This window comes from Streptomyces sp. NPDC055099, assembly GCF_053607685.1.
Map to the genome: position 1 here is coordinate 60146 of NZ_JBSGUA010000004.1, position 24156 is coordinate 84301.

General features: G+C 71.4%; 23 protein-coding genes. 16 read left to right on the forward strand and 7 right to left on the reverse strand.

What is annotated here, in order from left to right:
- Positions 1 to 122: 122 nt before the first annotated feature.
- The 3 genes from ACWFRU_RS11680 (at position 123) to ACWFRU_RS11690 (ending at position 3821) form a co-directional block, all read left to right on the forward strand.
- The gene (locus ACWFRU_RS11680) at positions 123 to 656 is read left to right on the forward strand and encodes a 2Fe-2S iron-sulfur cluster-binding protein (protein WP_453685951.1); all 534 of its coding nucleotides are present in this window, start codon (positions 123 to 125) and stop codon (positions 654 to 656) included.
- A complete protein-coding gene (locus ACWFRU_RS11685) occupies positions 653 to 1648 on the forward strand; it encodes an FAD binding domain-containing protein (RefSeq protein WP_453685952.1) in 996 nt (331 codons plus the stop codon). Before ACWFRU_RS11680 ends, ACWFRU_RS11685 begins: the two co-directional genes overlap by 4 nt.
- Positions 1649 to 1724: 76 nt before the next feature.
- Entirely contained in the window at positions 1725 to 3821 is a 2097-nt protein-coding gene (locus ACWFRU_RS11690; RefSeq protein ID WP_453685953.1) for a xanthine dehydrogenase family protein molybdopterin-binding subunit, read from the forward strand.
- A gap of 89 nt (positions 3822 to 3910) precedes the next feature.
- Here ACWFRU_RS11690 and ACWFRU_RS11695 read toward each other — a convergent pair whose 3' ends face one another.
- Both ACWFRU_RS11695 and ACWFRU_RS11700 read right to left on the reverse strand, forming a co-directional pair.
- Entirely contained in the window at positions 3911 to 4933 is a 1023-nt protein-coding gene (locus ACWFRU_RS11695; RefSeq protein ID WP_453685954.1) for a PHP domain-containing protein, read from the reverse strand.
- Between the two features lie 111 nt (positions 4934 to 5044).
- Positions 5045 to 5227, reverse strand: a complete 183-nt coding sequence (locus ACWFRU_RS11700) for a hypothetical protein (protein ID WP_453685955.1) — start codon at positions 5225 to 5227, stop codon at positions 5045 to 5047.
- A gap of 252 nt (positions 5228 to 5479) precedes the next feature.
- Here ACWFRU_RS11700 and ACWFRU_RS11705 point away from each other — a divergent pair, with 252 nt between their 5' ends.
- Together ACWFRU_RS11705 and ACWFRU_RS11710 are read left to right on the forward strand one after the other, a co-directional pair.
- Entirely contained in the window at positions 5480 to 6754 is a 1275-nt protein-coding gene (locus tag ACWFRU_RS11705; RefSeq protein WP_453685956.1) for a PP2C family protein-serine/threonine phosphatase, read from the forward strand.
- Between the two features lie 129 nt (positions 6755 to 6883).
- Entirely contained in the window at positions 6884 to 7375 is a 492-nt protein-coding gene (locus ACWFRU_RS11710; RefSeq protein WP_453686761.1) for a DUF5709 domain-containing protein, read from the forward strand.
- A 75-nt stretch (positions 7376 to 7450) separates the two neighbouring features.
- Here the strand turns inward: ACWFRU_RS11710 and ACWFRU_RS11715 are convergent, their stop codons facing one another.
- Entirely contained in the window at positions 7451 to 8023 is a 573-nt protein-coding gene (locus ACWFRU_RS11715) for a GNAT family N-acetyltransferase (RefSeq protein ID WP_453685957.1), read from the reverse strand.
- Between the two features lie 351 nt (positions 8024 to 8374).
- Between ACWFRU_RS11715 and ACWFRU_RS11720 the strand changes: the two genes are divergently transcribed.
- The 7 genes from ACWFRU_RS11720 (at position 8375) to ACWFRU_RS11750 (ending at position 15723) form a co-directional block, all read left to right on the forward strand.
- Positions 8375 to 9025 (forward strand): carbonic anhydrase, encoded by a 651-nt coding sequence (locus ACWFRU_RS11720; RefSeq protein ID WP_453685958.1) that lies wholly within the window; start codon positions 8375 to 8377, stop codon positions 9023 to 9025.
- A gap of 54 nt (positions 9026 to 9079) precedes the next feature.
- Positions 9080 to 10690 carry a SulP family inorganic anion transporter gene (locus tag ACWFRU_RS11725; protein ID WP_453685959.1) on the forward strand — a complete coding sequence of 537 codons (1611 nt, stop codon included), beginning with the start codon at positions 9080 to 9082 and terminating at the stop codon, positions 10688 to 10690.
- A gap of 273 nt (positions 10691 to 10963) precedes the next feature.
- On the forward strand, positions 10964 to 11131 hold the full coding sequence (locus tag ACWFRU_RS11730; RefSeq protein ID WP_453685960.1) for a hypothetical protein: 168 nt from the start codon (positions 10964 to 10966) through the stop codon (positions 11129 to 11131).
- Between the two features lie 154 nt (positions 11132 to 11285).
- Positions 11286 to 12512, forward strand: coding sequence for a hypothetical protein (locus tag ACWFRU_RS11735; protein ID WP_453685961.1), 1227 nt, complete (start codon positions 11286 to 11288; stop codon positions 12510 to 12512).
- A 54-nt stretch (positions 12513 to 12566) separates the two neighbouring features.
- Positions 12567 to 13142, forward strand: coding sequence for a hypothetical protein (locus tag ACWFRU_RS11740; protein WP_453685962.1), 576 nt, complete (start codon positions 12567 to 12569; stop codon positions 13140 to 13142).
- 40 nt (positions 13143 to 13182) lie between these two features.
- Positions 13183 to 14526, forward strand: coding sequence for an MFS transporter (locus ACWFRU_RS11745; RefSeq protein ID WP_453685963.1), 1344 nt, complete (start codon positions 13183 to 13185; stop codon positions 14524 to 14526).
- 33 nt (positions 14527 to 14559) lie between these two features.
- Positions 14560 to 15723, forward strand: coding sequence for an ATP-grasp domain-containing protein (locus tag ACWFRU_RS11750; RefSeq protein WP_453685964.1), 1164 nt, complete (start codon positions 14560 to 14562; stop codon positions 15721 to 15723).
- A 124-nt stretch (positions 15724 to 15847) separates the two neighbouring features.
- Here ACWFRU_RS11750 and ACWFRU_RS11755 read toward each other — a convergent pair whose 3' ends face one another.
- The 4 genes from ACWFRU_RS11755 to ACWFRU_RS11770 form a co-directional block, all read right to left on the reverse strand.
- Positions 15848 to 17917 carry an iron ABC transporter permease gene (locus ACWFRU_RS11755; protein WP_453685965.1) on the reverse strand — a complete coding sequence of 690 codons (2070 nt, stop codon included), beginning with the start codon at positions 17915 to 17917 and terminating at the stop codon, positions 15848 to 15850.
- A 6-nt stretch (positions 17918 to 17923) separates the two neighbouring features.
- Positions 17924 to 18904: an ABC transporter substrate-binding protein gene (locus ACWFRU_RS11760; protein ID WP_453685966.1), complete on the reverse strand. Its 981-nt coding sequence runs from the start codon at positions 18902 to 18904 to the stop codon at positions 17924 to 17926.
- Positions 18901 to 19704: an ABC transporter ATP-binding protein gene (locus ACWFRU_RS11765; RefSeq protein WP_453686763.1), complete on the reverse strand. Its 804-nt coding sequence runs from the start codon at positions 19702 to 19704 to the stop codon at positions 18901 to 18903. Before ACWFRU_RS11765 ends, ACWFRU_RS11760 begins: the two co-directional genes overlap by 4 nt.
- Positions 19705 to 19982: 278 nt before the next feature.
- Positions 19983 to 20576 carry a hypothetical protein gene (locus ACWFRU_RS11770; RefSeq protein WP_453685967.1) on the reverse strand — a complete coding sequence of 198 codons (594 nt, stop codon included), beginning with the start codon at positions 20574 to 20576 and terminating at the stop codon, positions 19983 to 19985.
- Positions 20577 to 20905: 329 nt separating this feature from the next.
- On the opposite strand from ACWFRU_RS11770, the gene ACWFRU_RS11775 reads away from it, so the two are divergent.
- From ACWFRU_RS11775 to ACWFRU_RS11790, 4 genes are all read left to right on the forward strand, one after another.
- Positions 20906 to 21847, forward strand: coding sequence for a YihY/virulence factor BrkB family protein (locus ACWFRU_RS11775; protein WP_453685968.1), 942 nt, complete (start codon positions 20906 to 20908; stop codon positions 21845 to 21847).
- A 185-nt stretch (positions 21848 to 22032) separates the two neighbouring features.
- On the forward strand, positions 22033 to 22446 hold the full coding sequence (locus ACWFRU_RS11780) for a hypothetical protein (protein ID WP_453685969.1): 414 nt from the start codon (positions 22033 to 22035) through the stop codon (positions 22444 to 22446).
- Between the two features lie 235 nt (positions 22447 to 22681).
- Positions 22682 to 23569 (forward strand): DUF2382 domain-containing protein, encoded by an 888-nt coding sequence (locus tag ACWFRU_RS11785; protein ID WP_453685970.1) that lies wholly within the window; start codon positions 22682 to 22684, stop codon positions 23567 to 23569.
- Between the two features lie 186 nt (positions 23570 to 23755).
- Positions 23756 to 24148, forward strand: a complete 393-nt coding sequence (locus ACWFRU_RS11790) for a helix-turn-helix domain-containing protein (RefSeq protein ID WP_453685971.1) — start codon at positions 23756 to 23758, stop codon at positions 24146 to 24148.
- Positions 24149 to 24156 lie beyond the last annotated feature (8 nt).

Genomic DNA, 24156 nt, shown 5'->3' on the forward strand with positions numbered 1-24156 from the left:
ACGCGTCCGCGGGCCGTGAGCGGCGGCCCGCGGACGCGCACGACATGCCGGAACGTGTCTCCTGACCCAGGCTGGATACGCGGTCAACCGCAGATCCCGCTTCGACGAGGGAGCAGAGCGCCATGGGGACCGATGTGTACCGGTCGCAAGTGCCCCTGACGGTGAACGGCACGCCCTGCCGTCCCACCGTCGACCACCGTTCGACGCTGCTCGACGTCCTGCGCGAGCAGATGGGCCTGACCGGAGCCAAGAAGGGCTGCGATCACGGCCAGTGCGGTGCCTGCACCGTCCTCGTCGACGGGAGGCGCGCCAACAGCTGTCTGCTGCTTGCCGTCGCCCATGAGGGGTGCGAGATCACCACCGTCGAAGGGCTGCGCGACGGCGACGGCGAGGACGTGCACCCCGTACAGCGTGCCTTCCTAGAGCGCGATGCCTTCCAGTGCGGCTACTGCACACCGGGTCAGATCTGTTCCACCGTCGGCGTACTGGCAGAGGCCGCTGCCGGCCACCCCTCGCACGTGACCGATCCGGGCGCGGACACCGGCGCCCCCGTGGAGCTGACGCGGGACGAGATCCGTGAGCGGCTCAGCGGCAACCTGTGCCGCTGCGGCGCCTATCCGCACATCGTCGAGGCCGTCGAGGACGTGACCCGGTGAAGCCCTTCCGGTACGTGCGCGCCTACAGTGTCGAAGAGGCGACCGCCGCCCACGCGGGCCGCCCCGGCTCCCGTTACCTGGGTGGTGGCACCAATCTCGTCGACCTGATGAAGCTGGGCGTCGAACGCCCCGGGACGCTGATCGACGTCAGCAGGCTGCCGCTGGACGCGGTGGAGGAGCTGCCCGACGGGTCCGTCCGCGCCGGCGGGACGGTCCGCAACAGCGATCTCGCCGCCCACCCCCTGGTGCGCGAGCGCTATCCGGTGCTCTCCCAGGCCCTGCTCGCGGGAGCGTCGGGTCAGCTGCGCAACGTCGCCACGACCGGCGGTAATCTTCTCCAGCGCACCCGCTGCCCCTACTTCCAGGACCTGGGAAAACCGTGCAACAAGCGCGAGCCCGGCACCGGCTGCGGCGCACGCGACGGCGTCCACCGCGACCACGCGATCCTCGGCCATTCGCCGCAGTGCATCGCCACGCACCCCTCCGACATGGCGGTCGCGCTCGCCGCGCTCGACGCCCAGGTGGAACTGCACGGCGTGCGGGGCCGACGCACCCTGCCCGTCGCCGAGTTCCACCGCCTGCCCGGCGGCCGTCCGGAGCAGGACACCGAGATCGCGCCCGGCGAGCTGATCACCGGAGTGCTGCTCCCGCGCGCCACGGCGGGACTGCCCTCGGCCTACCGCAAGGCCCGCGACCGCGCCTCGTACGCCTTCGCGCTCGCCTCGGTGGCCGTGGTCCTGGACGTCGAGGACTCCGTCGTACGCGAGGCACGCATCGCGTTCGGCGGCCTGGCCCACCGGCCCTGGCGTGCCCGGCGCGCCGAGGAGGAACTGCGCGGCGGTGCGCCGAGCGACCAGGCGTTCTGGGCGGCCATGGACGCCGAACTCGCCGCGGCCGAGCCTTTGCACGACAACGCGTTCAAGGTGCGGCTGGCCCGCAACCTCGCGTGTGACGTCCTTCGGCACCTGGCGGACTCGCCTCCTGTCGCCTGAACCCAGCCCCGCCCGCGGACTCACCCCCGCCGCCTGACCCCAGCCCCGCCTGCCCTCCGCTTCCAGGGAGAATCCCATGCCGGACACCGTCAGCGCCCTCGGAGCGCCCGCCGAGCGCAGGGAGGGCCCCCTCAAGGTGACCGGGGCCGCCCGCTACGCCGCCGAGCACACCCCCGAAGGGTGCGCCTACGCCTGGCCGGTGCCGGCCACGGTGGCGCGCGGCTCGGTCAGCGCCGTGGACGACGCGGCGGCCCGGGAGGTGCCCGGCGTCGTCGAGGTCCTCACCCACCTGAACGCGCCTCGCCTGGAGAAGCCGGACGACGCGACGCTCGGCGTGCTGCAGGACGCGCGCGTGCCGCACCGGGGCTGGTACGTCGCGCTGGTCGTCGCCGACAGCCTGGAGGCGGCGCGCGAAGGCGCCGCGGCCCTCCGCGTCACCTACGCCGAGGAACCGCACGACGTCACCCTCAAGGCCGACCACCCCGAGGCCTTCGTGCCCGAGGACCAGGACGGCACATCGGGAGAACACGTGCGCGGCGACGCGGAAGGCGCCTTCGACTCCGCGCCCTCCCGCGTCGACGTCACCTACCGGGTGCCGCCGCTGCACAACCACCCCATGGAGCCGCACGCGGCCACCGCGCAGTGGCAAGACGGGCGGCTGACGGTGCACGACAGCAGCCAGGGCGCCACCACCGTCCGCGATGTCCTCGCGTCCTTGTTCGCGCTGCCCAAGGAGCAGATCACCGTCGTCTCCGAGCACGTCGGCGGCGGCTTCGGCTCCAAGGGCACGCCGCGCCCGCACGTGGTCCTTGCCTCCATGGCTGCCCGCGCGACCGGACGGCCCGTCAAACTCGTGCTGCCGCGGCGCCAGTTGGCGGCCGTGGTGGGCCACCGCTCGCCGACCCTGCACCGGCTGCGGCTGGGCGCGGAACGGGACGGGAGGCTCACCTCGGTGATCCACGAAGTGACCGCGCACACCTCCCGCATCAAGGAGTTCACGGAGACGGCCGCCGCCGCCACGCGCGTCATGTACCCCTCGCCGCACGCCCGCACCACCCACCGCGTGGTGCCCCTCGACGTGCCGAGCCCCTCCTGGATGCGCGCCCCCGGCGAGGCGCCCGGCATGTACGCCCTGGAGTCGGCGATGGACGAGCTGGCCGCGACCCTCGGCATGGACCCCGTCGAACTGCGCCTGCGCAACGACACCGACACCGAGCCCGACTCCGCCAAGCCGTTCAGCAGCCGTCACCTCGCCGAATGCCTGCGCGAGGGCGCCCGCCGCTTCGGCTGGTCCGAGCGCGACCCGGGCCTCCGCTCGCGCATGGAGGGCACCGTCCTCGTCGGCAGCGGGGTCGCCTCGGCCACCTACCCGGTGGTCGTCGCGCCGAGCCGGGCGAGCGCACACGCCTACCCCGACGGCAGCTTCGTGGTCCGCGTCAACGCGACCGACATCGGTACGGGCGCCCGCACCGTGCTCGCCCAGGTCGCCGCCGACGTGCTCGGCGTCCCGCTGGACTCCGTACGCACCGAGATCGGCAACAGCGACCTTCCCAACGCGCCGCTGGCGGGCGGCTCCTCCGGGACGGCCTCGTGGGGCTGGGCCGTCCACGAGGCCTGCACACGACTGGCCGCGCGCCTGGCCGGGCAGCGGGACCAGCAGCTGCCTCCGGAGGGCGTCGGGGCCACCGCCGACACCGCGGGCGACGCCGACGCGGACAGCGACTACGCCCGGCACGCGTTCGGTGCCCACTTCGCCGAGGTCGGCGTCGACACGGTGTCCGGGGAGGTCAGGGTGCGCCGGCTGCTCGGGGTGTACGCGGCCGGGCACATCCTCAACTCCCGTACCGCGCGCTCGCAGTTCATCGGGGCGATGACGATGGGCCTCGGCATGGCGCTGACCGAGGGCAGCACCATGGACGCGACCTTCGGCGACTTCACGGAGGCCGACCTCGCCGCCTACCACGTACCCGCCCACGCGGACGTGCCCGCCATCGAGGCGCACTGGATCGACGAGGACGACCCCCACCTCAACCCCATGGGCAGCAAGGGGATCGGGGAGATCGGCATCGTCGGGACGGCCGCGGCCATCGGCAACGCGGTGCACCACGCGACAGGTCTGCGGCTGCGCGAACTGCCCCTCACCCCGGACCGGCTGCTGGCGGCCGGCCTGTGAGCCGAAGGCTGCCGGCGGCCAGCTTGTGAACCGGAGGCTATTGGCGGCCCACCTGTAAAGCGCAGACACCCGGGGCCGTCGCGCCTCGCTCAGGCCGCCGCCCGCTTCTCCCGCGTCCAGGTCAGCAGTTTCTCCGCCGTCCAGGTCGTGACCACGCGTTCGGCGGGCACCCCGCACTCCTCGGCCCGCTCGCACCCGATCACCTGCCAGTCGAGCTGGCCGGGCGCGTGGGCGTCGGTGTCCACCGAGAACAGCACTCCGGCGTCCACGGCCCGGCGCAGCAGCCTGCGCGGCGGGTCGAGCCGTTCCGGGCGGCTGTTGATCTCCACCGCCGTGCCCGCTGCCGCGCACGCGGCGAACACCTCGTCCGCGTCGAACTGCGACTCCGGTCTGCCGCGCCCGGTGACCAGCCGGCCGGTGCAGTGGCCGAGCACGTCGGCCCGGGGGTTGCTGACGGCGGCGACCATGCGCCGGGTCATCGCGGCGGCGTCCATCCGCAGCTTGGAGTGCACGGAGACGACCACCACGTCCAGGCGGTCGAGCAGCTCCGGCTCCTGGTCGAGCGAACCGTCGTCCAGGATGTCGCACTCGATGCCGGTGAGCAGCCGGAAGGGCGCCCAGCGCTCGTTCAGGTCCGCCACCACCGCCAACTGCTCGCGCAGCCGCTCCGGCGAGAGGCCGCGCGCGATGGTCAGCCGTGGCGAGTGGTCGGTGAGCACGGCCCACTCGTGGCCGATCGCCTGGGCGGCACGGCCCATCTCCTCGATCGGGCTGCCGCCGTCGGACCAGTCGGAGTGCAGGTGACAGTCACCGCGCAGGAGTGCCCGCAGCTCGGCTCCGCCCCCGGTGAGCGGGGCGTCCGCCTCGCCTTCGAGCCGCTCCAGGTACGCCGGCACGGCGCCGCCCAGCGCCTCGCCGATCACACCTGCGGTCTTGGGGCCGATCCCCTTGAGCGACTCGAGGGTTCCGTCGGCGACGCGCCGCGCGGCCTCACCCTCGGCAAGACCGCCCACCACGGCGGCCGCGGTACGAAAGGCCCGCACCCGGTAGGTCGGGGCACGGCCGCGCTCCAGCAGGAAGGCGATCCGTTCCAGCGCCTCGACGGGATCCATCAGCACCTCCGGCCGTCAGGGACCACGACGGCATACGTGTGCTTCCAGCGTCGCCCACAAAGGACGGCGGGGCATGTGAGGGCCGGAGCCCTGCCCGCCCCGGAGTGACGTCTACGCCGCGGGTTCGGCGGACGGCTCGTCGGGCACGACCGTGATCGGCCCCCGGAAGTCCAGCACGGCCTCGGCTCTCTGCTGGGTTTCCTCGGCGGCCTTGCGGGCTGTCGCGAGGACGTCGCCGTGCTCCTGGACGAGGGTTTCGTAGATCGGCGCCTCAGCGGCGTCATTGGCTGGCATGACCAGCGGCTCCTTGTTCGGGTGGCGGTAATGGTTCAGAGCGGCCGCATGCGGCCGGTCCGCGACCTTACGCTGCCCGCGCGGGCCTCCGCGGACCGGGGTCGACCGCTGAGACGGCCTCCCCCGGGCCCCGCGGAAAGCCCGGGAAGGCCGGGATTCCGGCGGGTGTAGGCGAGATGGGCGCCCCGCACCGCTGAGGCCGGGCGGGATCAGCGGGCCGATGTGAGACTGCTGGTGAGGCGGTGATCACACATGGCGAGCCATTCCAGGGGACCCGGACCCGGGGTCCCGGGCCCCGGAGACCTCGGCCCGGGGAGCCCGGAGCCAGGAAAATCGAGTCCTCGGCAGCCCGGCCCCGGGGAGCAGCTCTTCGAGCAGTTGCTCGCCTCGGCGCACGCGGCGGCGCCGATGGAGCTCCCCGTCCTGGCGCGGCGCTTCGCCGACGCCGTGGGGCTCGACCGGATCGACGTCTACCTGGTGGACATCCAGCAGCGGGACCTGGTGCCGCTGGCCGACGGGCCGCCCACGCTCGGTGTGGACACCTCTGTCGCCGGTTCGGCCTATCGGGCGCACGCGCTGCGCGTCGAGGAACTGGACCACGGCAGCATCGTCGCCTGGCTGCCGCTGATCGACGGCGCAGAACGCCTCGGCGTGATCGGCGCCACGGCCTCGGTCCTCGATGTCGCGCTGCTGCGCCGCTGCCGCATGCTGGCGTCCGTACTGGCCATGACGATCACCTCGAAGCGGGCGTCGAGCGACAGCTTCGCGCGCCGGACCCGGTCCGAGCCCATGCGGCTTCCCGCCGAGATGCTCCGGGCCTTCCTGCCGCCCAGGACGATCGGCAACTCCCATGTGATCTCGACGGCAGTCCTCGAACCGGCGTACGAGATCGGCGGCGACGCCTTCGATCACTCGCTGACCCCCTCGACCCTGCACGTGACGATCCTGGACGCCATGGGCCACAACCTCGCGTCGGGTCTGACGACCGCCGTGGCCATGGCCGGCTGCCGCAACGCCCGGCGTGCGGGCGTCGATCTGCCCGAGCTGGTCGACACCGTCCAGCAGGCGCTGGCCCAGTGGCTGCCCGAGCAGTTCTGCACGGGGATCCTCGCCCAGGTCGACCTGGCCCGCGGGGTGCTGCGCTGGTGCAACTGCGGCCATCCGCCGCCCCTGCTGATCCGGGACCACCGGGTGCTCGACCGGGCCCTCGAGCGGCCGTCGCAGCCGCCCATGGGGACGCCCGCGCAGTTGGCCGGTGTGGAGTGGGAGGTCCACGAGCAGGCGCTCGAGCCGGGTGACCGGGTGCTGATGTATACCGACGGCGTCACCGAGCTGCGTACCGGTGGCGGGTCCCAGTTCGGCCTGGAACGGTTCACGGACAGCATCATCCGCGCGACCGCGGCGGGTGAACCGGCGCCCGAGGCCCTGCGTCAGCTCATCCACTCCATCCTCGACCGGCAGGACAACCAGTTGCGCGACGACGCGACGCTGCTGCTCCTTGAGTGGCGTCCACCGCGCACGCGCTGACTTGCCGCTGCTCCCCCGTTGCTCTCCCGCGTGCCGGAACGTGTGTTCTGGATCAGGGTGGATACACGGCAGGACACCAGCGACAGTCGCGCATGAAGGAGGACGAGCACCGTGGGAAACGACGAGGTCATGGGCGACGAGGTCTACCAGCCCGACACGGACGAGGCCGAGGTCCGCGAGGACGAGGGCATCCTCGACGCGGAGGACACGCTCAGCGATCGCGCGGCGGATCCGTACGACGAGGGCTGGTCGCCTCCCGAACGGCCTCTTGGAGTGGGCCACACGGGCACCACCGCTCAGGAGCAGCAGGAGGGCGAGAGCCTGGACGAGCGCCTCTCCGAGGAGCGGCCCGACCCCGCGCTGGAGGTTCCCGACCCCGCCGAGGAGGACGACGGCATCGGTGACACGACCGACACCGACGGCGAGCCGATCGAGGACGCTGAGGTGGGAGACGCCCGCGCCGGACGTCTGTTCGCGCCGGACGACGGGGCGGACGGGGACCCGGAGGACGACGCCGAGCAGGACATGATCGGCGAGGACATGGGCATCGACGGCGGGGCGGCGTCCGCCGAGGAAGCCGCGGTGCACGTCATCGACGAGGACGCCGACACGGCGCGGTGACCGCGTCCCGCACGGCTGACCGGCGGGGCAGTCCGGGCCGTTGTGCCCCTCCCCGCCGCAGCCGGTGATGTTCCGTCAGCGCAGATCGAGCCGCATCAGAACGCGGGGGTGACCGGCCAGCACGGAGGTCGTGTCGGCGGCGTGGACGAACCCGGCGCGCTCGAAGTTCTTGCGGATCCCCGCGTACGCCATCGTCAGGTCGACCTTGGCGTCACCGTTGTCGAGCGGATACGCCTCGACCGCCGGCGCCCCGTGGGAGCGGGCGAAGTCGACCGCGCCGGCGATGAGGGCATGCGAGATCCCCTGCTTCCGATGGCCCGGACGCACCCGAACGCACCACAGGGACCAGACGGGCAGATCGTCGACGTGGGGGATCTTGCGATTGCGCGCGAACGAAGTCTCCGAACGCGGCGCCACGGCGGCCCAGCCCACGGGTTCGTCCCCGTCGTAGGCGAGCACTCCCGGCGCGGGCCGCGCACGGCACAACTCGGCGACGTACTCCCCGCGCTCCGGCCCCCGCAAGGCGTTGTTGAGCTTGGACGGAACGCGATAGCTCAGACACCAGCACACATTGGCGCCGGGCGACTTGGGCCCCACCACGGCACGAACGTCCTCGAAGACCGAGGCGGGGCGCACTTGAACGGCCATGGCGACAGAGTGTCACGCGTGCAGAAGTTCCCGCATGTCGCGCCTGCAATGAATCGTGAACGGAACCGCCCCATGGGCTGCACATGATCTCCACGTGAACCCTTGACCAATGGTTGAGGTTTCGACTAACTCCCAGCTCAGGGGCACTTATTACTCATTCTTTGGCAGAATTTTGCTCTGTCATCCGAGGTTAATGCGATGGCAAAGTGAGAGACACAGCCGCCGTTCAGGCTGTTGCCGGGGCGACGCGGTGCCCGCTGTCCTTCAGCGGTCCGCGCCGCCTCACTGTCACCATCGACCCGACCACACCGCGTCCCGGCCCCGCCGCAGCGACGCAGGAGGCAGGCCAGCATGAAGTCCCTGATCGACAACGCCCGTTCCTTCGCCACGACACACGTCGCGGCCCCTCAGAACGCCGCGGCCTTCGAGGCCCTCGGCGCCGGGCAGTCGCCCGAAGTCCTGTTCGTCACGTGTTCCGACTCACGCGTCGTGCCGTCCCTGATCACCGGCGCACGCCCCGGCGAACTCTTCGAACTCCGTACGGCGGGCAACGTCGTACCGATCTACCCCGCCGGCAACGAAGCCGGCCGGGCCGACCACCCCATGAGCGAGGCGGCCACCATCGAGTACGCCGTACGCGTGCTCGGAGTCCGCGACATCGTCGTCTGCGGACACTCGCACTGCGGCGCGGTAGGCGCCCTGGTGCGGGGCGAAGACCTGTCGGCCGTACCGGCGGTGCGCGACTGGCTGAACCACTCCGTCGCCCCCGACGCCGCCCTGCGCTCCCTCGACGAGGCCTCCCAGGCCGCCGCGGACGTCGCCGAAGCCGTGCAGACGCACGTACTCGCCCAGGTGCAGAGGCTGCGCGCCTACCCCTGCGTGAGTGAGCGCCTCGCCGACGGCTCACTGAACCTGCACGCCTGGTACTACGAAGTACACACCGGCGCCGTCACCGCCCACGGTCAGTCGTTCGACGACCGGCCGGCGTTCGGTCCCTTGTGAGAGCTGCCACGCCCCACCGACCGGCCCGCTCCCACGACAGGACCCCCCACCCTCATGTCCTCTTCCTCTTCCTCTTCCCTCTCCTCCCTCCGCTCCTCCTTCGGCCCGCTACGTGAACCGGGCGTCCGGCGCAAGGACTTCCTCGCCTCTCTCGTCGTCTTCCTCGTCGCTTTGCCGCTGTGCGTCGGCGTGGCCGTCGCCTCCGGAGTGCCCGCCGAACTGGGTCTGGTCACCGGCATCGTCGGCGGTCTGGTCGTCGGCTTCCTGCCGGGCAGCGCCCTGCAGGTGAGCGGGCCCGCCGCCGGACTGACCGTCCTCGTCTTCGAGGCGGTACAGGAATTCGGGCTCGGCATGCTCGGCGCCATCGTGCTCCTCACCGGCGCCCTGCAGATCATCCTCGGCCTGCTGCGCTGCGGCCGGTGGTTCCGCGCCATCTCCGTGTCCGTCGTGCAGGGCATGCTGGCGGGCATCGGACTCGTCCTGATCCTCGGTCAGCTCTACACCATGGCCGGGGCCGAACAGCCGCGCTCCGGGATCGACAAGATCGCCGGGCTGCCCGGACTGCTGGTCGACGTGCTCGGCGACACCGCCGCACTGACCGCCGCCGCCCTGGGCATCGGCACCATCGCGGTGCTCATGCTCTGGCCGAAGCTGCCCGCCGCCGTACGCGTGGTGCCCGCCCCGCTGGCCGCCGTCGCCCTGGCCACCGCCGTGGCCGCCGGACTGCGCCTGGACGTGGCCAACGTGACGGTACGCGGCCTGGTCGACGCCATCCAGCCGCCGGGGCTCGGTGACCTGGCGGCCCTGGGCAGCGTGGCCGTGCTCGGCACGGTCCTCGCGTTCACCCTCATCGCATCGGCCGAATCGCTCTTCAGCGCCGCGGCCGTCGACCGCATGCATGACGGGCCCCGCACGCAGTACGACAAGGAACTCGTCGCCCAGGGCATCGGCAACGCCACCTGCGGCGTCCTCGGCGCGCTGCCGATGACGGCCGTCATCGTCCGCAGCTCCGCCAACGTCGAGGCCGGCGCGCGTACTCCGCTCTCCCGCATCCTGCACGGCGCGTGGCTGCTGCTGTTCGCCGTGCTGTTCCCGGCCGCGCTCGGCATCATCCCGCTGGCGGCGCTCGCCGGCGTCCTGGTCCACGCGGGCTTCAAGCTGATCCCCGTCAAGGAGATCGTCCCGCTCGCCCGCGCCCACCGGGGCGAAGCCCTGGTGCTTGCCACCACGGCGATCGCCATCGTGGTGACCAACATGTTCGAGGGCGTGGTCCTCGGTCTGGTGCTCGCGGTGATCAAGTCCGCCTGGGACACCTCGCATGTGCACCTGGACGTACGGGAGTTGACCGGCGGCCGGATGGTCGTCACCCTCACCGGCAACGCCACGTTCCTGCGGCTCCCCCGCATCCTGGAGACGCTGGAGGCCCTGCCCAAGGACCAGCCCATCGAGCTGGACCTGACGGCCGTACGGCATCTGGACCACGCCTGCCGCACGACGCTGGAGAACTGGGCGCTGCGGCACAACGACAGCGGCACGGAGGCGGTCCGCATGAAGACGCCTCCGGTGGCCTCTTCCGGGGCCGATGCCGGGACCCGTGCCGGAACCGAGGCCGGGACCGGCGCCGGAATCGAGAGCTCCGAAGCGCGAGCCCGCACGCGGCTCTGATTCCGGGCACCCACCGGCACTGACGCCGGACGCGCCCACCCCCGAACGCCGTCTGCCGCCCGCCCCGGCGGCAGACGGTGCGGGCCGGTGGGCCCGTCGGCGTGCCCATCACCGCGCAACAGCCGGGACCAGGCGTGCGGTTACGCCATCCAGTCCGCCCCCATTGACACTCCTTTGACCATCTCTTTACGTTCAAGGGGATGGGGCGAAAGCACATAGACCCGTCGATTCATCAGCTATTACCCAATAGCAACCACGCATGGAGGTTTCACCATGGAGCAGCTCATCAAGCGCATGACCGAGGAGTCCGTGTGGCAGAAGTGGGTCGACGCCAACTCCGCCCAGGCAGGCTCCGGGCAGGGCGCCAAGGAGGGCTGCATCAGCTCGTCGCCCAAGAGCGGATGCATCAGCGCCACCGGCAAGGGCGGCTGCATCTCTTGACCCGCTGTTCCCCTGAGCAGCTGAAGTCCTGAGCAGCTGAAGCTTGGAGCAGCTGATCTCCTGAGCCGCTGAGGCCGCGGGGCCGTCGCCGCACCCTTCTCGGCGGCGGCCCCGCCCCCGCTCACCCCCCACCCCCACCTGCACCGGAGCCGCCGTGAACCGCCTGCCGAGCGCCGACGTCCTGGACCGCGTACGCGACATCCCCCTCTACCGCGCGTCCGCCGAGCGCGGCGACTTCCCCGTCCTGGAGAAGCCGGACATCGCCCGGGGCTTCCCCGACAACTGGATGACTCCCGAGCTGGCCCGGGCCCTGGAGACGGGCGAAGCCGAGTTCGTGCTCTCCACCGGGACCAACCACGCCCGTATGCAGATCATCCGGCCGCCGTATTTCCTGCTCCGCTCCTACTACCGCCTGTGGAGCGAGCACCCCGACCTCGGCCCCTCCTGGCACAGCGGCGCCCGGCGGGTCTCGCTGACCACCGTCCTCGCCACCGAACACGTGGCGCGCGTCAATGCCCGCAAGCCTGGAGCCACTCCGGGCGAACGCTGGCTCGACGACCGCACCCTGTACCTCAACCAACGGCTCGATCCGGCCGGTTGGGAGCGTCCGGAGGTCGAGCCGATGCTCGCCGAGATCCGTGAGGTCAGCGCCGCACACCCCGACGGCTCATACCTCCTGGACTGCTCCGGCTATCACCTGGCGCATCTGGTCCGCAAAGTGACCAAGTGGGACCTGTGGGACGGCTTTCCGCAGCCGACCGGCATCGTGCACGCCTACGAGTACACGCCGTCGAACGTCCGCGACTACCTGCGCGCCCACTTCGACTGCCCCGTGGTCGACCTCTTCGGCAGCACGGAACTCGGTTACCTCTTCTACAGCGATGCCGAGGGCCGCTATCAGCCCTATCTGCACGACATGAGCGTGGAGTTGATCCCGGTGGAGGAGGGCAGCGGCATCCACAGCCTCATCGTCACCAGCATCCGCAACCCCTACATGCCGCTCGTGCGCTACCGCTCCGGGGACTGCGTGCGCACCCGCGACGGCAGCACCGACCCGCGGCAGATCGTCTCCTTCTGCGGCCGCGAGAAGGAACTCCTGCCCGCGCCCGGCGGCCCCGTCGCCCAGGCCGACCTCGACACCCGCATCGCAGCCGCCTGCCCCCGCGTCTTCCTGCACCAACTGCGGCTGACCGGCGACGACCAGTGCCGGCTGTGGTGCACCACGTTCGACGGCGCGCCCCTCACCCCCGGCGAGGAGAGCGAGTTGGCGGCCTCCGTCAGCGCCCTGACCGGCCGCTCCTGTCACGTCGAGCACCGCACCCACGTACCGATCGGCCGCTCGGGCAAATACGCCTGGCTGGCCACGCCCGGCCCCGCCTGACCTCCCGCTCTCCCCCACGCCCGCCCGCAGCGCCACCGCCGACAGGACAACGCCATGCACACACCCGCCGCCGCCCCCTCCTCTCCCGGAGACGGCACCGAAGCAGCCCCCACCGCCCGCGAGTTGCTCGGCAACGCTCTGCACGACGAGGTGGTGGCCCACTTCGCCGCGAAGCCCGGCGCATCGGCCGCCTCCGTCGTCACCCACCAGGTCCGCGAGTGTCTGCGGTATCTCTACCTGCTCTCGCGCCACCCCGACCGGCTCGGCGGCCTCTTCCTGCCCGTCGAGCAGGACATCGACGAGATCTGGCACTACCTCATCCTGCAGACGCGCGAGTACCGGCAGCTGTGCGAACAGCGGCTGCCCGGCGGCCACTTCATCCACCATCGCAGCATCTCGTACGACGCCTACCAGGCGGACCCGGGGCGCGAGACGGCCGCCGAGGAGGCCCTGCGGTGGATCCCCCTCTACACCGCCGCCTTCGGGCCCTTCGACGAGGCCGCGCTGCCGCACTGGACGGTCGTACGGTTCCTGCACGAGGAGTTGGAGCTGTCCCTGGAGCAGATCGCGGACCTCGACGCAGGCGAGCAGACCTCCGCGCCCAGCCCTCGCCCGCTCGCCACACCGTGACGGCCGCGCCAGCGACGAGACCGCCGGTGCGGGGAACGGCATGACCGCCGCCGTCACGCGCACCGGAGAAGAGGCCTCGCCCCGCGTGCTGCGGCGCGTGTTGGCCGTACTCGTCCTCTCGCAGGCACTGGGCGGCGCGGGCATGGCGGCGGGCATCACCGTCGGCGCGCTGCTCGCCGAGGATCTGCTGGGCTCCACCGGCCTCGCGGGCCTTCCGGTCGCCTTGTTCACCGCGGGCGCCGCCCTGGGGGCCGCGGTCATCGGGCGGGTCTCGCAACGCCTGGGCCGCCGCCCCGGCCTGGCGCTCGGGCACGCCGTCGCCGCGCTCGGCAGCGTCGGCGTCGTGGCGGCCGCTGCGGGCGCGTGGGCGGGGCTGCTGCTGTTCTCGCTCTTCGTGTACGGAGCGGGCACGGCCACCGGGCTGCTCGCCCGGTACGCGGGCGCCGACCTCGCCCCGCCCGAGCGGCGGGGCCGCGCCACCGGCACGGTGCTCCTGGCGACGACGCTGGGTGCGGTCGCGGGGCCCAACCTCGTCGGCCCGACCGGCGCACTCGCGCACGCGTACGGCATCCCGCGGCTGGCGGGCCCCTTCTTGCTGGCGGCTTTCGCCTATACGGCAGCGGGCCTTGTGCTGCTGGTGTGGCTGCGTCCCGATCCCTTGCACCTGGCCCGCCGCAGGCCGGGGCACGGCCCTCCGGCCGCGGCGACACAGTCGGCCACTGCTGCGGCACCGGGGACAAGGGAGGCGCGAGAGCGCTTCTCCCCCGGTGTCGTCACGGGCGCCACCGTGATGATCACGGCCCAGCTCGTGATGATCGCCGTGATGACGATGACTCCCCCGCACATGACCGGGCACGGCCACAGCACGCAGGCGGCGGGCTTCGTGATCGCCCTGCACGTGGGCGCGATGTTCCTGCCCTCGCCGCTCAGCGGTCTGCTCACCGACCGGCTCGGACGGCTGCCCGTGGCGGCCGCTTCCGGGGCCGTCCTGCTGAGCGCGGGTGTGCTCGCCGGCCTCGCCCCGCCGGACAGCGTGCCGCTGCTGTCCTGCGCCCTGGTCCTGCTCGGCCTGGGCTGGAACCTCGCGCTGGTCAGCGGCACCGCCCTGATCACGGATGCCGCCCCCGCCGACAGCCGTGCCTCGGTGCAGGGCCTGGCCGACGTCGGCATGTCCCTGGCGGGCGCGACGGGCGGCATGGCCTCGGGTCTGGTGGTGGCGGGCGGCGGTTATCCGCTCCTGGCGGTGGCCGCGGGCACGCTGGCCGTCGCAGTGATCCCCGTCATGGCCCGTTTTCCCATGGTGGCCCGTTGGGAGAATCGAGCAACCGTGCAACGATGCCCGCGAGTTGACCTCGGTCACAGCGACAGACCGCGAGACGTGTGACGCACATCCGGGCCCTCACGCATGGAGACGTAAATGCCGACCATGGTTGTCATCGGATACAGACCGGATCTCGACCAGGCTCTGCGACGCCGGGGACTGAGCCCCTATTACCTCGCACAGGCACCGTCGGTTCCGCCCGCCGACCGAAGACGCACGCTCGTCGCCGACATGGAGAACGCCCAGGAGATAGCGCGCGCCGTACTCGTCGCGCGCCTCGATGATGTGGCAGGTGTTCTCACCGTCCACGAGATGGGTGTCTTCGGGGCGGCCTATCTGCGAAAGGAATTCGGTCTTCCCGGGAACGCGGACCCGAAGTCCACGCTCTGCTTCCGGGACAAGTTCCTGCAGAAGAGCCGACTGCCGCCCCATGTGCGACGCGCGCGCTGCCGGTACGCGTCACACGAGACGTCCTTCGCGGATCTCGCCCGTGATCTGGGCGAGGTCTTCGTGGTCAAACCGGCGACCGGAGCCGGCTCCCTTCGCACGAACATCGTCCGTTCCGCGGAGGAGTACGCGCGAGCGCTGGAACTGTTCTCCGGCCGGTCGGACGTCGAGGTCGTCGCCGAGTCCTTCGTCGATGCCCCGGAGGTCTACATGGACGGCATCTGGCACAACGGCTCTCTTCGATGGTCGTCCATGACCCGCTATCACCTGTCGCCGCTCAGCGCGGCACAAGGCGGCGTCCTGGCCGCGCACTTGCTGGACCGGAGAAGGCACCCGGACCTCTTCGCCCGCATGGAGACGCTCGCCGGAGACGTTCTCGCAAGCCTCGGCGCACCCGACTGTGTCTTCCATCTGGAGGCATTCGTGGAAGAAGCGGGGCTGACCTTCGGCGAGTGCGCGATCCGCCTCCCCGGCGCGCTGTCGCCGCAGATCAACCAACTGACCTACGGTGTGGACCTGTTCGACGCCGAGATCAGCCTCGCGCTCAGGGAGGAGCTCGCCCAGCCCCTGGAGCACATCCCCCCGCAGCGCCTGCACGGCTACATCCTTCTCCGCAGGCCCGCCGACGGGACGCTGACGCGGGAGGACTTCGAACGCCGCTTCTCCTTCGACGACATCGCGTACTCCTCGTCGCCCCACACACCACCGGGGCCGTACGGCAAGGTGGGGCACGCGATCGTCTCCGACCCCGACGAGCTCGAACTCCAGAAGACGATCGAGGAGATCGTGCGCTTCAACGAGCTGGGCGTCTGATCGTCGGCGAGCGCGGCTGATCGTCGGCGAACGCGGCGGAATCCGGATGCGTGACATGCGTTTTCCGGGGCACCCGCTTCCTAGGTCCCGCCGCGTCCCCCCGTCGCGGCGGGGCCGCTGTCCGTCATCGGCGGCTGCGCACCAGCAGGTACACGAAGTACGGCGTTCCGACGGCCGCCGTCATGAGGCCCGCGCCCAGTTGCGCCGGGGCGATCACGGTCCGGCCCAGCAGGTCCGCGAGGCAGACGAGCGTCGCGCCCAGCATGATCGCCACCGGGACCACCCGCAGGTGGCGCCTGCCCACCAGCGCGCGGGCCGCGTGCGGCGCCACGAGTCCCACGAAGCCGATCGTGCCGGCCGCGGCCACCGCGGTGGCGCTGAGCAGCACGCTCAGGACGAGGAAGCCGAGGCGTCCACGGGCCAGATTGAGGCCCAACAGCCGCGGGGTGTCCTCGTCGAGCGACACCAGGTCCAGTTCCTTGCGGCGCGAGACCGCCACGACCGTCGCGGCCACGAGCACGGCCGCGACCGGCAGGACGTCGGTGCCGGAGCGTCCGTAGGTGGAGCCCGAGAGCCAGATCAGGGCCTTGGTCGCGCTGAACCGGTCGGTGAGCACGATGACCAGGCTGATCAGCGCCAGGGAGCCCGAGGACACACCCATGCCGACGAGGACGAGCCTGCTGTTCTGGAAGCCGCCCTTCGCCGCGAGCCCGAAGACGATCAGGGAGCTGACCATGGCGCCCGCGAACGCGGCGCCCGCGATGCCCCACGAGCCGACGCCCGGTGCCGAGGTGACGAGGATGATGGCGCCCAGCGCCGCTCCTCCGGACACGCCGAGGGTGCCGGGTTCCGCGAGCGGATTGCGGGTCACGGACTGCACGAGCGTGCCGGCCAGCGCGAGCGCGGCGCCCGCGAAGAGCGCGGCGAACACGCGGGGCACACGGGTGTCGAGGATGAAGGTGATGGCCTGACCCGACTGGCCCCGGACCCAGTTGACGACGTCGCCCAGCAGGAACGTGCTGTCGCCGACGAGCACCGCGGCGATCGTGACGCCGACCAGCGCGGCGACCAGGAGCAGCACGGTGACGGCGTAGGCCGTGCGGCTCGGGATGCGCAGCTTGTCCGGCGCGCTGGCGTTGGCGCCGTCGCGGGTGCGCATCGCCATGACGACGAGGAACACGGCGCCGACGACGCTCGTGATGACGCCCGTGGGCACGGTGACGGCGGTCTGGGCGGAGGTCACCGCGCGCAGGAGCACGTCGGAACCGAGCACGAGGGCGGCGCCCACGAGACCTGCCACGGGGATACGGATGCGGTGGCGCACCAGGGCGCGGAAACGGCCGGCCAGCGGCCGCACGAGAGCCGGGGCGCACAGTCCCACGAAGGCGATCGGCCCCGCGAGGGTCACCGTCGCGGCGGCGAGCAACGAGGCGAGGACGACGGACGTGACGCGCGTTCCGCGGACCGGGACACCGAGTCCGTGCGCGGCGTCGTCGCCGAGGGCCAGGGCGTCGATGCGGCGGGCGATCAGCAGGAGGCCGGCGAGCGCGGCCACGATGACGGGCGCCATCTGGATGACGCCGTCGAAGCCGTTCTGGCTGATGCTTCCCTGGCCCCACTGGTAGAGGCCCTCGGTCCGTTCGGGGAAGAGCAGGAGCAACGCCTCGGTGATGGCGTTGAGTCCAAGGGCGAGCGCGCTGCCCGCCAGGACGAGGCGTACGGTTCCGGCGCCCCGTCCCGACACCGCGAGCACGACGGCGGCGGCCGCGAGACCGCCGAGGAACGCCACTCCCGATGAGGCGAGCAGCGGAGCCGTGGCGCCGCTGGCGACCAGGATGGTCACCGCGAGGTACGCACCGGTGTTGACGGCGAGGGTGTCCGGCGCGGCGAGCACGTTGCGGGTGACGGCCTGCAGGGTGGCGCCCGCCGCGCCGAGCGCGACGCCGATGAGTATCCCGGCGACCATGCGCGGCATGCGTGAGGCGATGACGACGGAGGAGTCGCCCTGCTCGGCCTGGCCGGTGAAGGCCTTCCACACCTGGCCGGGGCCGACGGACGCGGTGCCTTGCGTGATGTCGATGACGGCGAGAACGGCGACCAGAAGAACCAGACCGGCCGTCACCGCGACCGCGCCCGTCGGGGAGGTCCCGACGGTGCGCTCGGGTGTGGCTGAGGGTGTTGCGGTGACGGCCACGGTCTCCTACTTCTTCAGGCTGTCGATGAGGGCGTCGATGTACGCCTCCATCGCCTGCGGGCCACCGAACATCCAGATGCCGTCGGGCAGACGGTGGACCTCGTCGTCCTTGACGAACGGCAGCGACTTCCACACGGAGTTGTCGGCGAGTTCGTCGGTGAACACGTCGGAGCTGTCGTCGCCCTTGTTGCCGATGTAGACGAACTTGACGTCGTCGGGGAGCTCGGTGAGGCCCTCGACGTCGGTGGTGGCGAGGCCGTAATCCTTGTCGCCCTTGATCTTCCAGGCGTTCTTGAGGCCGAGGTCCTCGTTGACGGCGCCGAGCAGGGAGTTGCTGGTGTAGCCGCGCAGGGAGACCTGGTTGGAGGCGGCGTAGCCGTCGGCCATGGCGATCTTCGAGCCGTCGAGCTTGGATTCCTTCAGCGCCTTCTTGCCTTCGGCGACCTTCGCCTCGTACGACTCCTTGGCCTTCTTGGCCTCGGCGGTCGTGCCGGTGGCCTTGGCGATGACGTCGAGCGTGTCCATCATCTGGCCGACCTGGTCGGAGCCGTCGGCGGCCTTGACCTGGAGGACGGGGCCGACCTTCTTCATCTGCTTCACCGCGGAGGCCGACATGTCGGTCGTGGTGACGATGAGGTCCGGGGTGAGGCCCGCGAGCGTGTCCATGCTCGGCTCACCGCGGGTGCCGATGTCCTTGGGGTCGTTCTTGAGCGGGACGGCGGAGTCCCACGCCTTGTAGCCCTTGACGTCGGCGACGCCGACCGGGTCCACGCCAAGCGTGACCATGGACTCGACGACGTTCCACTCGGTGCCGACGACCTTCTTGGCCGGTCCGTCGAGCTTCACCTCGGCGCCGTTGGCGTCGGTGACGGTGATCGGTTCGGCCTTCTTGTCCGAGCTGGTCTTGGCGGGCTCGGAGGTACCGCAGCCGGACAGGACGAGGGCTACGGCGCCGGCGGCCGCCGCGGCGATGAGGGGGCGTCTCATGAGGAGTGGAGCCTTTCACTTCTGCTGTGGTGGCGGCCTATCGCGCGGGTGCGCAGCCGGCCGGTGAGGGGGTCTGTGTCGACCTCGATGCGGATGCCGTACGTCTCGGTGAGGCGCTCGGGACGCAGGACGCCCTCGGGGGCGCCGTCGGCGACGATGCGCCCGGCGTCGAGCAGGGCGATCCGGTCGGCGACGGCTGCCGCCTGGTCGAGGTCGTGCAGGACGACGCCGACGGCGATGCCGCCGTCGTCCGCGAGGTCACGCATGAGGTCGAGGAGTTCGATCTGGTAGCGCAGGTCGAGGTAGGTGGTCGGCTCGTCGAGGAGGAGCACGCCGGTCTCCTGGGCGAGACAGCTGGCGAGCCAGACCCGCTGCAGCTGTCCGCCGGAGAGCTGATCGACGGCGCGCTCGGCGAGGCCTTCGACGCCGGTCATGGTGAGCACGCGCTCCACCACGGCCGCGCCCCCGGCGTCGGCCTGGCCCCAGCGCCCCCGGTAGGGGTAGCGGCCGAACTCCACGACGTCACGGACGGTCAGACCGCCGGGCGTGGGGCGTCCTTGGGTCAGGAGCGCGACGCGCCGGGCGAACTGGCGCGCGGTGAGGTCGAAGCCGTCGGCGGCCTCGGTCGTGCCGGAGTCGAGGGTCAGCGTGCCGAGCCGGGCGCCCTGCAGACGGGCGACGCTGCGCAGCAGAGTCGACTTGCCGCTCCCGTTCGGGCCGACGAGTGCGGTCACTTCGCCGGGCCTGAGCTGGATGGCGGCGTCGTGCACGACGTCGACGCCGTCGTACGCCACGGTCATGTGCTCGGCGGACAATTCGTGACCGCGCGGACGTGTTGCGCTACCTGCGCGTTCACCTGATCTCACGGCGTGCAGGTTAGCCTAACCTTAGTCTGGCTGGAAGTAGGGGGTACCGACCCGGACGAAAAGCACGGGCGGCCCTTCTCCGGTGCCGGCCGCGACCAACACCCCCCTTCACCCTCAACCGGCCTGCGCGGCAGCCCTGTTGCACGGCGATGCCGCCCATCGATGGAGCTGATGGACGGCATCACTGATGGCGCCGAAGCGCCCTCGCCCGCTCAGTAGAGCTTCGCGACGGCCTTGATGGTCGTGGTCTTGAAGTCGCCTACCTGCGCGTGGGCGAAATTGCCCATCTGTCCCCACTGGACGACCGTCACCGTGGTGCCGTCACGGCCGACCGAGAACATGTTGATGTCGGAGGAGCCCGTCGTGGCCTCGGTGTGCACGCCGTAGACGTGGGCGCCCTCCTCGATGTTCAGCTTTCCGTAGTACTTCTGGGTCGCGGTGACGTCGGGGTTCTCCTTCATCACCTTGTCCGAGCAGCCCTGGAGGTTCTTGCGCAGCAGGGCCGCGAAGTCCTTGGCGCGCTGCTCGCTGCGCTCGACCACCGTCACCTGGAGGGCGCCGGTGTCGTACTCCGTGCGGTAGGCGCGGTGCACAGAGATCGAGGGCAGGGCCTCCCCCACGCACATCGGCAGCGGGTCGGGCTGCCCCGCCGTCACCGGCCCCGCGGTCCACGCCGACGACGCGTGCGGCGGCAGTTCGGCCGGGGCCAGAAACCGGGGCGAACCGGCGGCGGCCGCCGGACTCGTACCGGCCACCACACCCGCCACGGCCACCGCGGCACCCAGCGCACACAGTCCTCGGTTCATGCGAACACTCGTCATCGTCATCTCCCCGTTTCGAGAGGGTCAGCTTGCCTGCCCTCACACCACATACGACCCGCGACACCCCGTGGCCGTTGCCCCCGCCCACGTCACAGCCCTGTCCGCGATGTCACCGAACGGCAACCTCCGCTAACGACCGGGCCTACACGGACCCGCGCCCACGGGCGGCCCCGCCGTGAGCCACGGGTGACGGGAAGGGGAGGATTGCTTTCCGCCCGCTTCCGCGTGCCGGACCCGGGCAACACGTGTCCAAGGGGTCGAACCGGGAAGACGGCGCAGTGCGCCGTCCGCAGCAGACAACGAGGAGTAGCCCCATGGACAGTTCCGCTGCGCCCGGAGGTGCGGGGCACACCCCCATGTCGGGCGGGCCGGAGGCGCTCGTGGCCCCCGCCGGGCCGACCGCGGCAAGTTCGGCATGGGCGCGACGGGGTGAGGCGCTGCGACGCACCCCGGTGGCGATGTGGAACGACGACGTCTCGGACTGGGCCGCGGCCCTGACGTACTACGCGATCCTCGCCCTGCTGCCCGCGCTCCTCGTCACGGTCAGCCTGATCAGTCTGGTCAGCCCCGGCACCACGCAGGAACTCATCGCCGAGGTCACCGACTGGGCGCCCGCGCAGTCGGGCAGCGCCTTGAACGAGGCGCTGACGGAGATGGCCGACGCGCATGCGGCCGCCGTGACGGTGGTGATTGGTGGTGGGGTCAGCGCGCTGTGGTCCGCGTCCAGTTACGCGGCCGTCTTCCGGCGGGCCCTGCACGCGATGCACGGCGTGAAGGACACCCGGCCCGTGTGGCGCAAGGCGCACCGGGTCCTGGTGACCGCCCTCGCGCTGCTCGCGCTGCTGGCCGCCAGCGCGCTCCTGCTCGTGGTGAGCGGCTCACTCGTCCAGACGGTCGGGCAGCGCATCGGGGTCGGCGATGCCGGACAAACCGCATGGAACATCATGAAATGGCCCGCTCTGGTCTGCCTGGTGGTCCTGCTCGTCCTCGTGCTCTTCCGCAACGCGCCCCCCTCGGAGCGCGGATGGCGCCGCAGCCTGCCGGGAGGCCTGCTCGCCGCGCTCCTGTGGCTCCTGTCCTCGGGCCTCTTCACCTTGTACGCCACGGGGTTCGGCACCTACGGCAAGCTCTACGGCTCACTGGCCGGAGTGGTCGTCTTCCTGGTGTGGCTCTGGGTGTCCAACCTGGCACTGCTGGCCGGAGCCCAGTTCACGGTGGAAATGGCACGCGCCCCTGCCGGGGTGGCCCGGACCTGAGGCCGGCCCGCGTTGTGCGCCCCCGGGCGGAAAACCGGGGCGCCGCGCCCGTGTTCATTCTTCTCTGCGCGCCGCGTGCGCTCCCCCCGCGGGGGTTCGGGCACGGCACGCACCGGTGATACGCCTGAAGGACGAACTACTCGTGTGCGTGTTCCCCCCACGCGGCATCGAAGAGGAGTCATCCCATGGCCTCGTTCGACACGGGACGGTTGTGCGCGATCGTCAAAATCCTTGATCAGGCAAGCACCCACCTCCGGCTGGCCGCCCGCGAGCACTCTGTCGCGGGCACCGCGCCCGGTATCACGTCAGCCGGACTGACCGAGTCCGGCATCACCGCGCTCCTGAGCGTCTCGGAACAGGCGTCGGGCAGCGTCCGGCGCGCCCTCGTCCACATCCGCAACGGCGAGGACCAGCGCGCCCAGCACGAACTGGACTGGGCCAGGTCCCAGCCGCCGTGTGTGGCGGCCCTCGCCACGCCCGCGGGACTCCCGCGGCCCCTCCCCCGGCGCGTGAGCACGGCGCTGCGCCTCATGCAGGGCATCACGAACTTCTTCCCCTCCGAGACGGAGCAGGTCCTGGTTCGGGCGGCCTTGCCGTAGCGACCCCGCGCATTCCACGGGTCACCCGAATGGGCTAGCACGGGGAGCGGTGGGCGAAATCGCCTCGATCGCCCCAACCAGCCCGTTCAAGGGCCTCGGCCAAGCTCTCCGCACACGCTCAGTGACTCTCCTGGTTGCGTCACCCGCCGGTCCGGAGCGGGATGGAGGGGACGCGTGCGGCGTCCGTGGCGAGATTCGATTCTGCCCGTCGCGCGCTGCGAGGGAGTGATCACCCATGACTCAGGGCGAGGCCTTCACCAGCGCCGACGGGCTCGCGGGCCTTACGGCCTACGACCGTACCGGCGAGAAGATCGGCAGCGTCGAGCAGGTGTATCTCGACGACCGAACTGGGCGTCCCGAGTGGGTGACCGTCAAGACCGGTCTCTTCGGCATGAAGCAGAGCTTCGTGCCGCTCGCCGGAGCCCGCCGCCAGCAGGACGAGCTGCACGTGACGGCCACCAAGGAGGCCGTCAAGGACGCTCCGCGCGTGGACGCCGACCAGCACCTCGAGCCGGGTGAGGAGCAGGAGCTCTACGCCCACTACGGGCTCACCCGGCCCACCGGCACCCCCCGCTCCGCCCCGGCGGCCGGTGGCCGTGCCGGTGCGGCGGGCATGGCCGGAGCCGGCGCGGGTGCCGGCATGGGCGCCGGCGAGGGACGCAACGCGGGCGCGCGTGAGTTCGCCACGCGCTCCGGCATGGGCGACGACAGCAAGCACGACGAGATGATCCGCTCGGAGGAGCGCCTCCGCGTCGGGACGGAAGAGCAGGAGGTCGGGCACGCCCGCCTGCGCAAGGTGGTCGTCAACGAAGACGTGAAGACCTCCGTCCCCGTCTCCCACGAGGAGGTTCGCGTCGTACGCGAGCCCATCCGCGAGGGTGACCGCACGCGGGCCAACATCGGTGAGGAGCAGACCGAGGTGACCCTGCACGCCGAGAGGGCGGTGGTCAGCAAGGAGTCCGTGCCGGTCGAGCGGGTCCGCCTGGAGACCGAGAAGGTCACCGAGACCCAGGAGGTCTCCGACACGGTGCGCAAGGAGCAGATCGAGTTCGACGACGCCAAGGGCGAGCGCGGCGCGAAGGGCGAGAACTGGCGTGACCGGAAGCAGGGTCCGCGCCACTGACGCCCCTCAGGGCGCCCCGTCCGCGGGCAACTGACGGTGGAGGGAGGGAGCACTCGCCCCGAGTGCTCCCTCCCTCCACGTCCGGTTCTTCCGGCATTCCGGTTCGTCGACATTCCGGTTCTTCCGGCATGGCGGCAAAACCACCGACCGGTGGATCATCGCGAACGGAACTGCTTTGCTGGGCCCGTGAGCCGCGCCGCCGAAGAGACCAACCGCCGCATGCTGCGTGCCCGGGACGCGATGGACCGCTCCTACGCGCAACCGCTCGACGTCCCCGCCCTGGCCCGCGTCGCCCATGTGTCGCAGGCGCACTTCACGCGCACGTTCCGGGCCACGTTCGGCGAGACCCCGCACCGCTATCTGCAGCGCCGCCGGGTCGAACGCGCGATGTTCCTGCTGCGGGAGACCGACCACAGCGTGACGGACATCTGCTTCCAGGTCGGCTTCGGCAGCCCGGGAACCTTCAGCCGCACCTTCCGCGACATCGTCGGCCGTTCGCCGCGGCAGTACCGCAAGGAGGCGACGGCCGTGAACGTACCGACGTGCTTCACGATGGCCTGGACCCGCCCCAACACCTGATCCGCCGC

Coding starts and splice junctions, on each gene's coding strand:
- ACWFRU_RS11780 (WP_453685969.1), top strand. CDS start 22,033: ATGGCCTCGTTCGACACGGGACGGTTGTGCGCGATCGTCAAAATCCTT.
- ACWFRU_RS11705 (WP_453685956.1), top strand. CDS start 5,480: ATGGCGAGCCATTCCAGGGGACCCGGACCCGGGGTCCCGGGCCCCGGA.
- ACWFRU_RS11730 (WP_453685960.1), top strand. CDS start 10,964: ATGGAGCAGCTCATCAAGCGCATGACCGAGGAGTCCGTGTGGCAGAAG.
- ACWFRU_RS11715 (WP_453685957.1), bottom strand. CDS start 8,023: ATGGCCGTTCAAGTGCGCCCCGCCTCGGTCTTCGAGGACGTTCGTGCC.
- ACWFRU_RS11720 (WP_453685958.1), top strand. CDS start 8,375: ATGAAGTCCCTGATCGACAACGCCCGTTCCTTCGCCACGACACACGTC.
- ACWFRU_RS11775 (WP_453685968.1), top strand. CDS start 20,906: ATGGACAGTTCCGCTGCGCCCGGAGGTGCGGGGCACACCCCCATGTCG.
- ACWFRU_RS11785 (WP_453685970.1), top strand. CDS start 22,682: ATGACTCAGGGCGAGGCCTTCACCAGCGCCGACGGGCTCGCGGGCCTT.
- ACWFRU_RS11770 (WP_453685967.1), bottom strand. CDS start 20,576: ATGAACCGAGGACTGTGTGCGCTGGGTGCCGCGGTGGCCGTGGCGGGT.
- ACWFRU_RS11745 (WP_453685963.1), top strand. CDS start 13,183: ATGACCGCCGCCGTCACGCGCACCGGAGAAGAGGCCTCGCCCCGCGTG.
- ACWFRU_RS11740 (WP_453685962.1), top strand. CDS start 12,567: ATGCACACACCCGCCGCCGCCCCCTCCTCTCCCGGAGACGGCACCGAA.
- ACWFRU_RS11725 (WP_453685959.1), top strand. CDS start 9,080: ATGTCCTCTTCCTCTTCCTCTTCCCTCTCCTCCCTCCGCTCCTCCTTC.
- ACWFRU_RS11765 (WP_453686763.1), bottom strand. CDS start 19,704: ATGACCGTGGCGTACGACGGCGTCGACGTCGTGCACGACGCCGCCATC.
- ACWFRU_RS11710 (WP_453686761.1), top strand. CDS start 6,884: ATGGGCGACGAGGTCTACCAGCCCGACACGGACGAGGCCGAGGTCCGC.
- ACWFRU_RS11690 (WP_453685953.1), top strand. CDS start 1,725: ATGCCGGACACCGTCAGCGCCCTCGGAGCGCCCGCCGAGCGCAGGGAG.
- ACWFRU_RS11750 (WP_453685964.1), top strand. CDS start 14,560: ATGCCGACCATGGTTGTCATCGGATACAGACCGGATCTCGACCAGGCT.
- ACWFRU_RS11760 (WP_453685966.1), bottom strand. CDS start 18,904: ATGAGACGCCCCCTCATCGCCGCGGCGGCCGCCGGCGCCGTAGCCCTC.
- ACWFRU_RS11700 (WP_453685955.1), bottom strand. CDS start 5,227: ATGCCAGCCAATGACGCCGCTGAGGCGCCGATCTACGAAACCCTCGTC.
- ACWFRU_RS11680 (WP_453685951.1), top strand. CDS start 123: ATGGGGACCGATGTGTACCGGTCGCAAGTGCCCCTGACGGTGAACGGC.
- ACWFRU_RS11695 (WP_453685954.1), bottom strand. CDS start 4,933: ATGGATCCCGTCGAGGCGCTGGAACGGATCGCCTTCCTGCTGGAGCGC.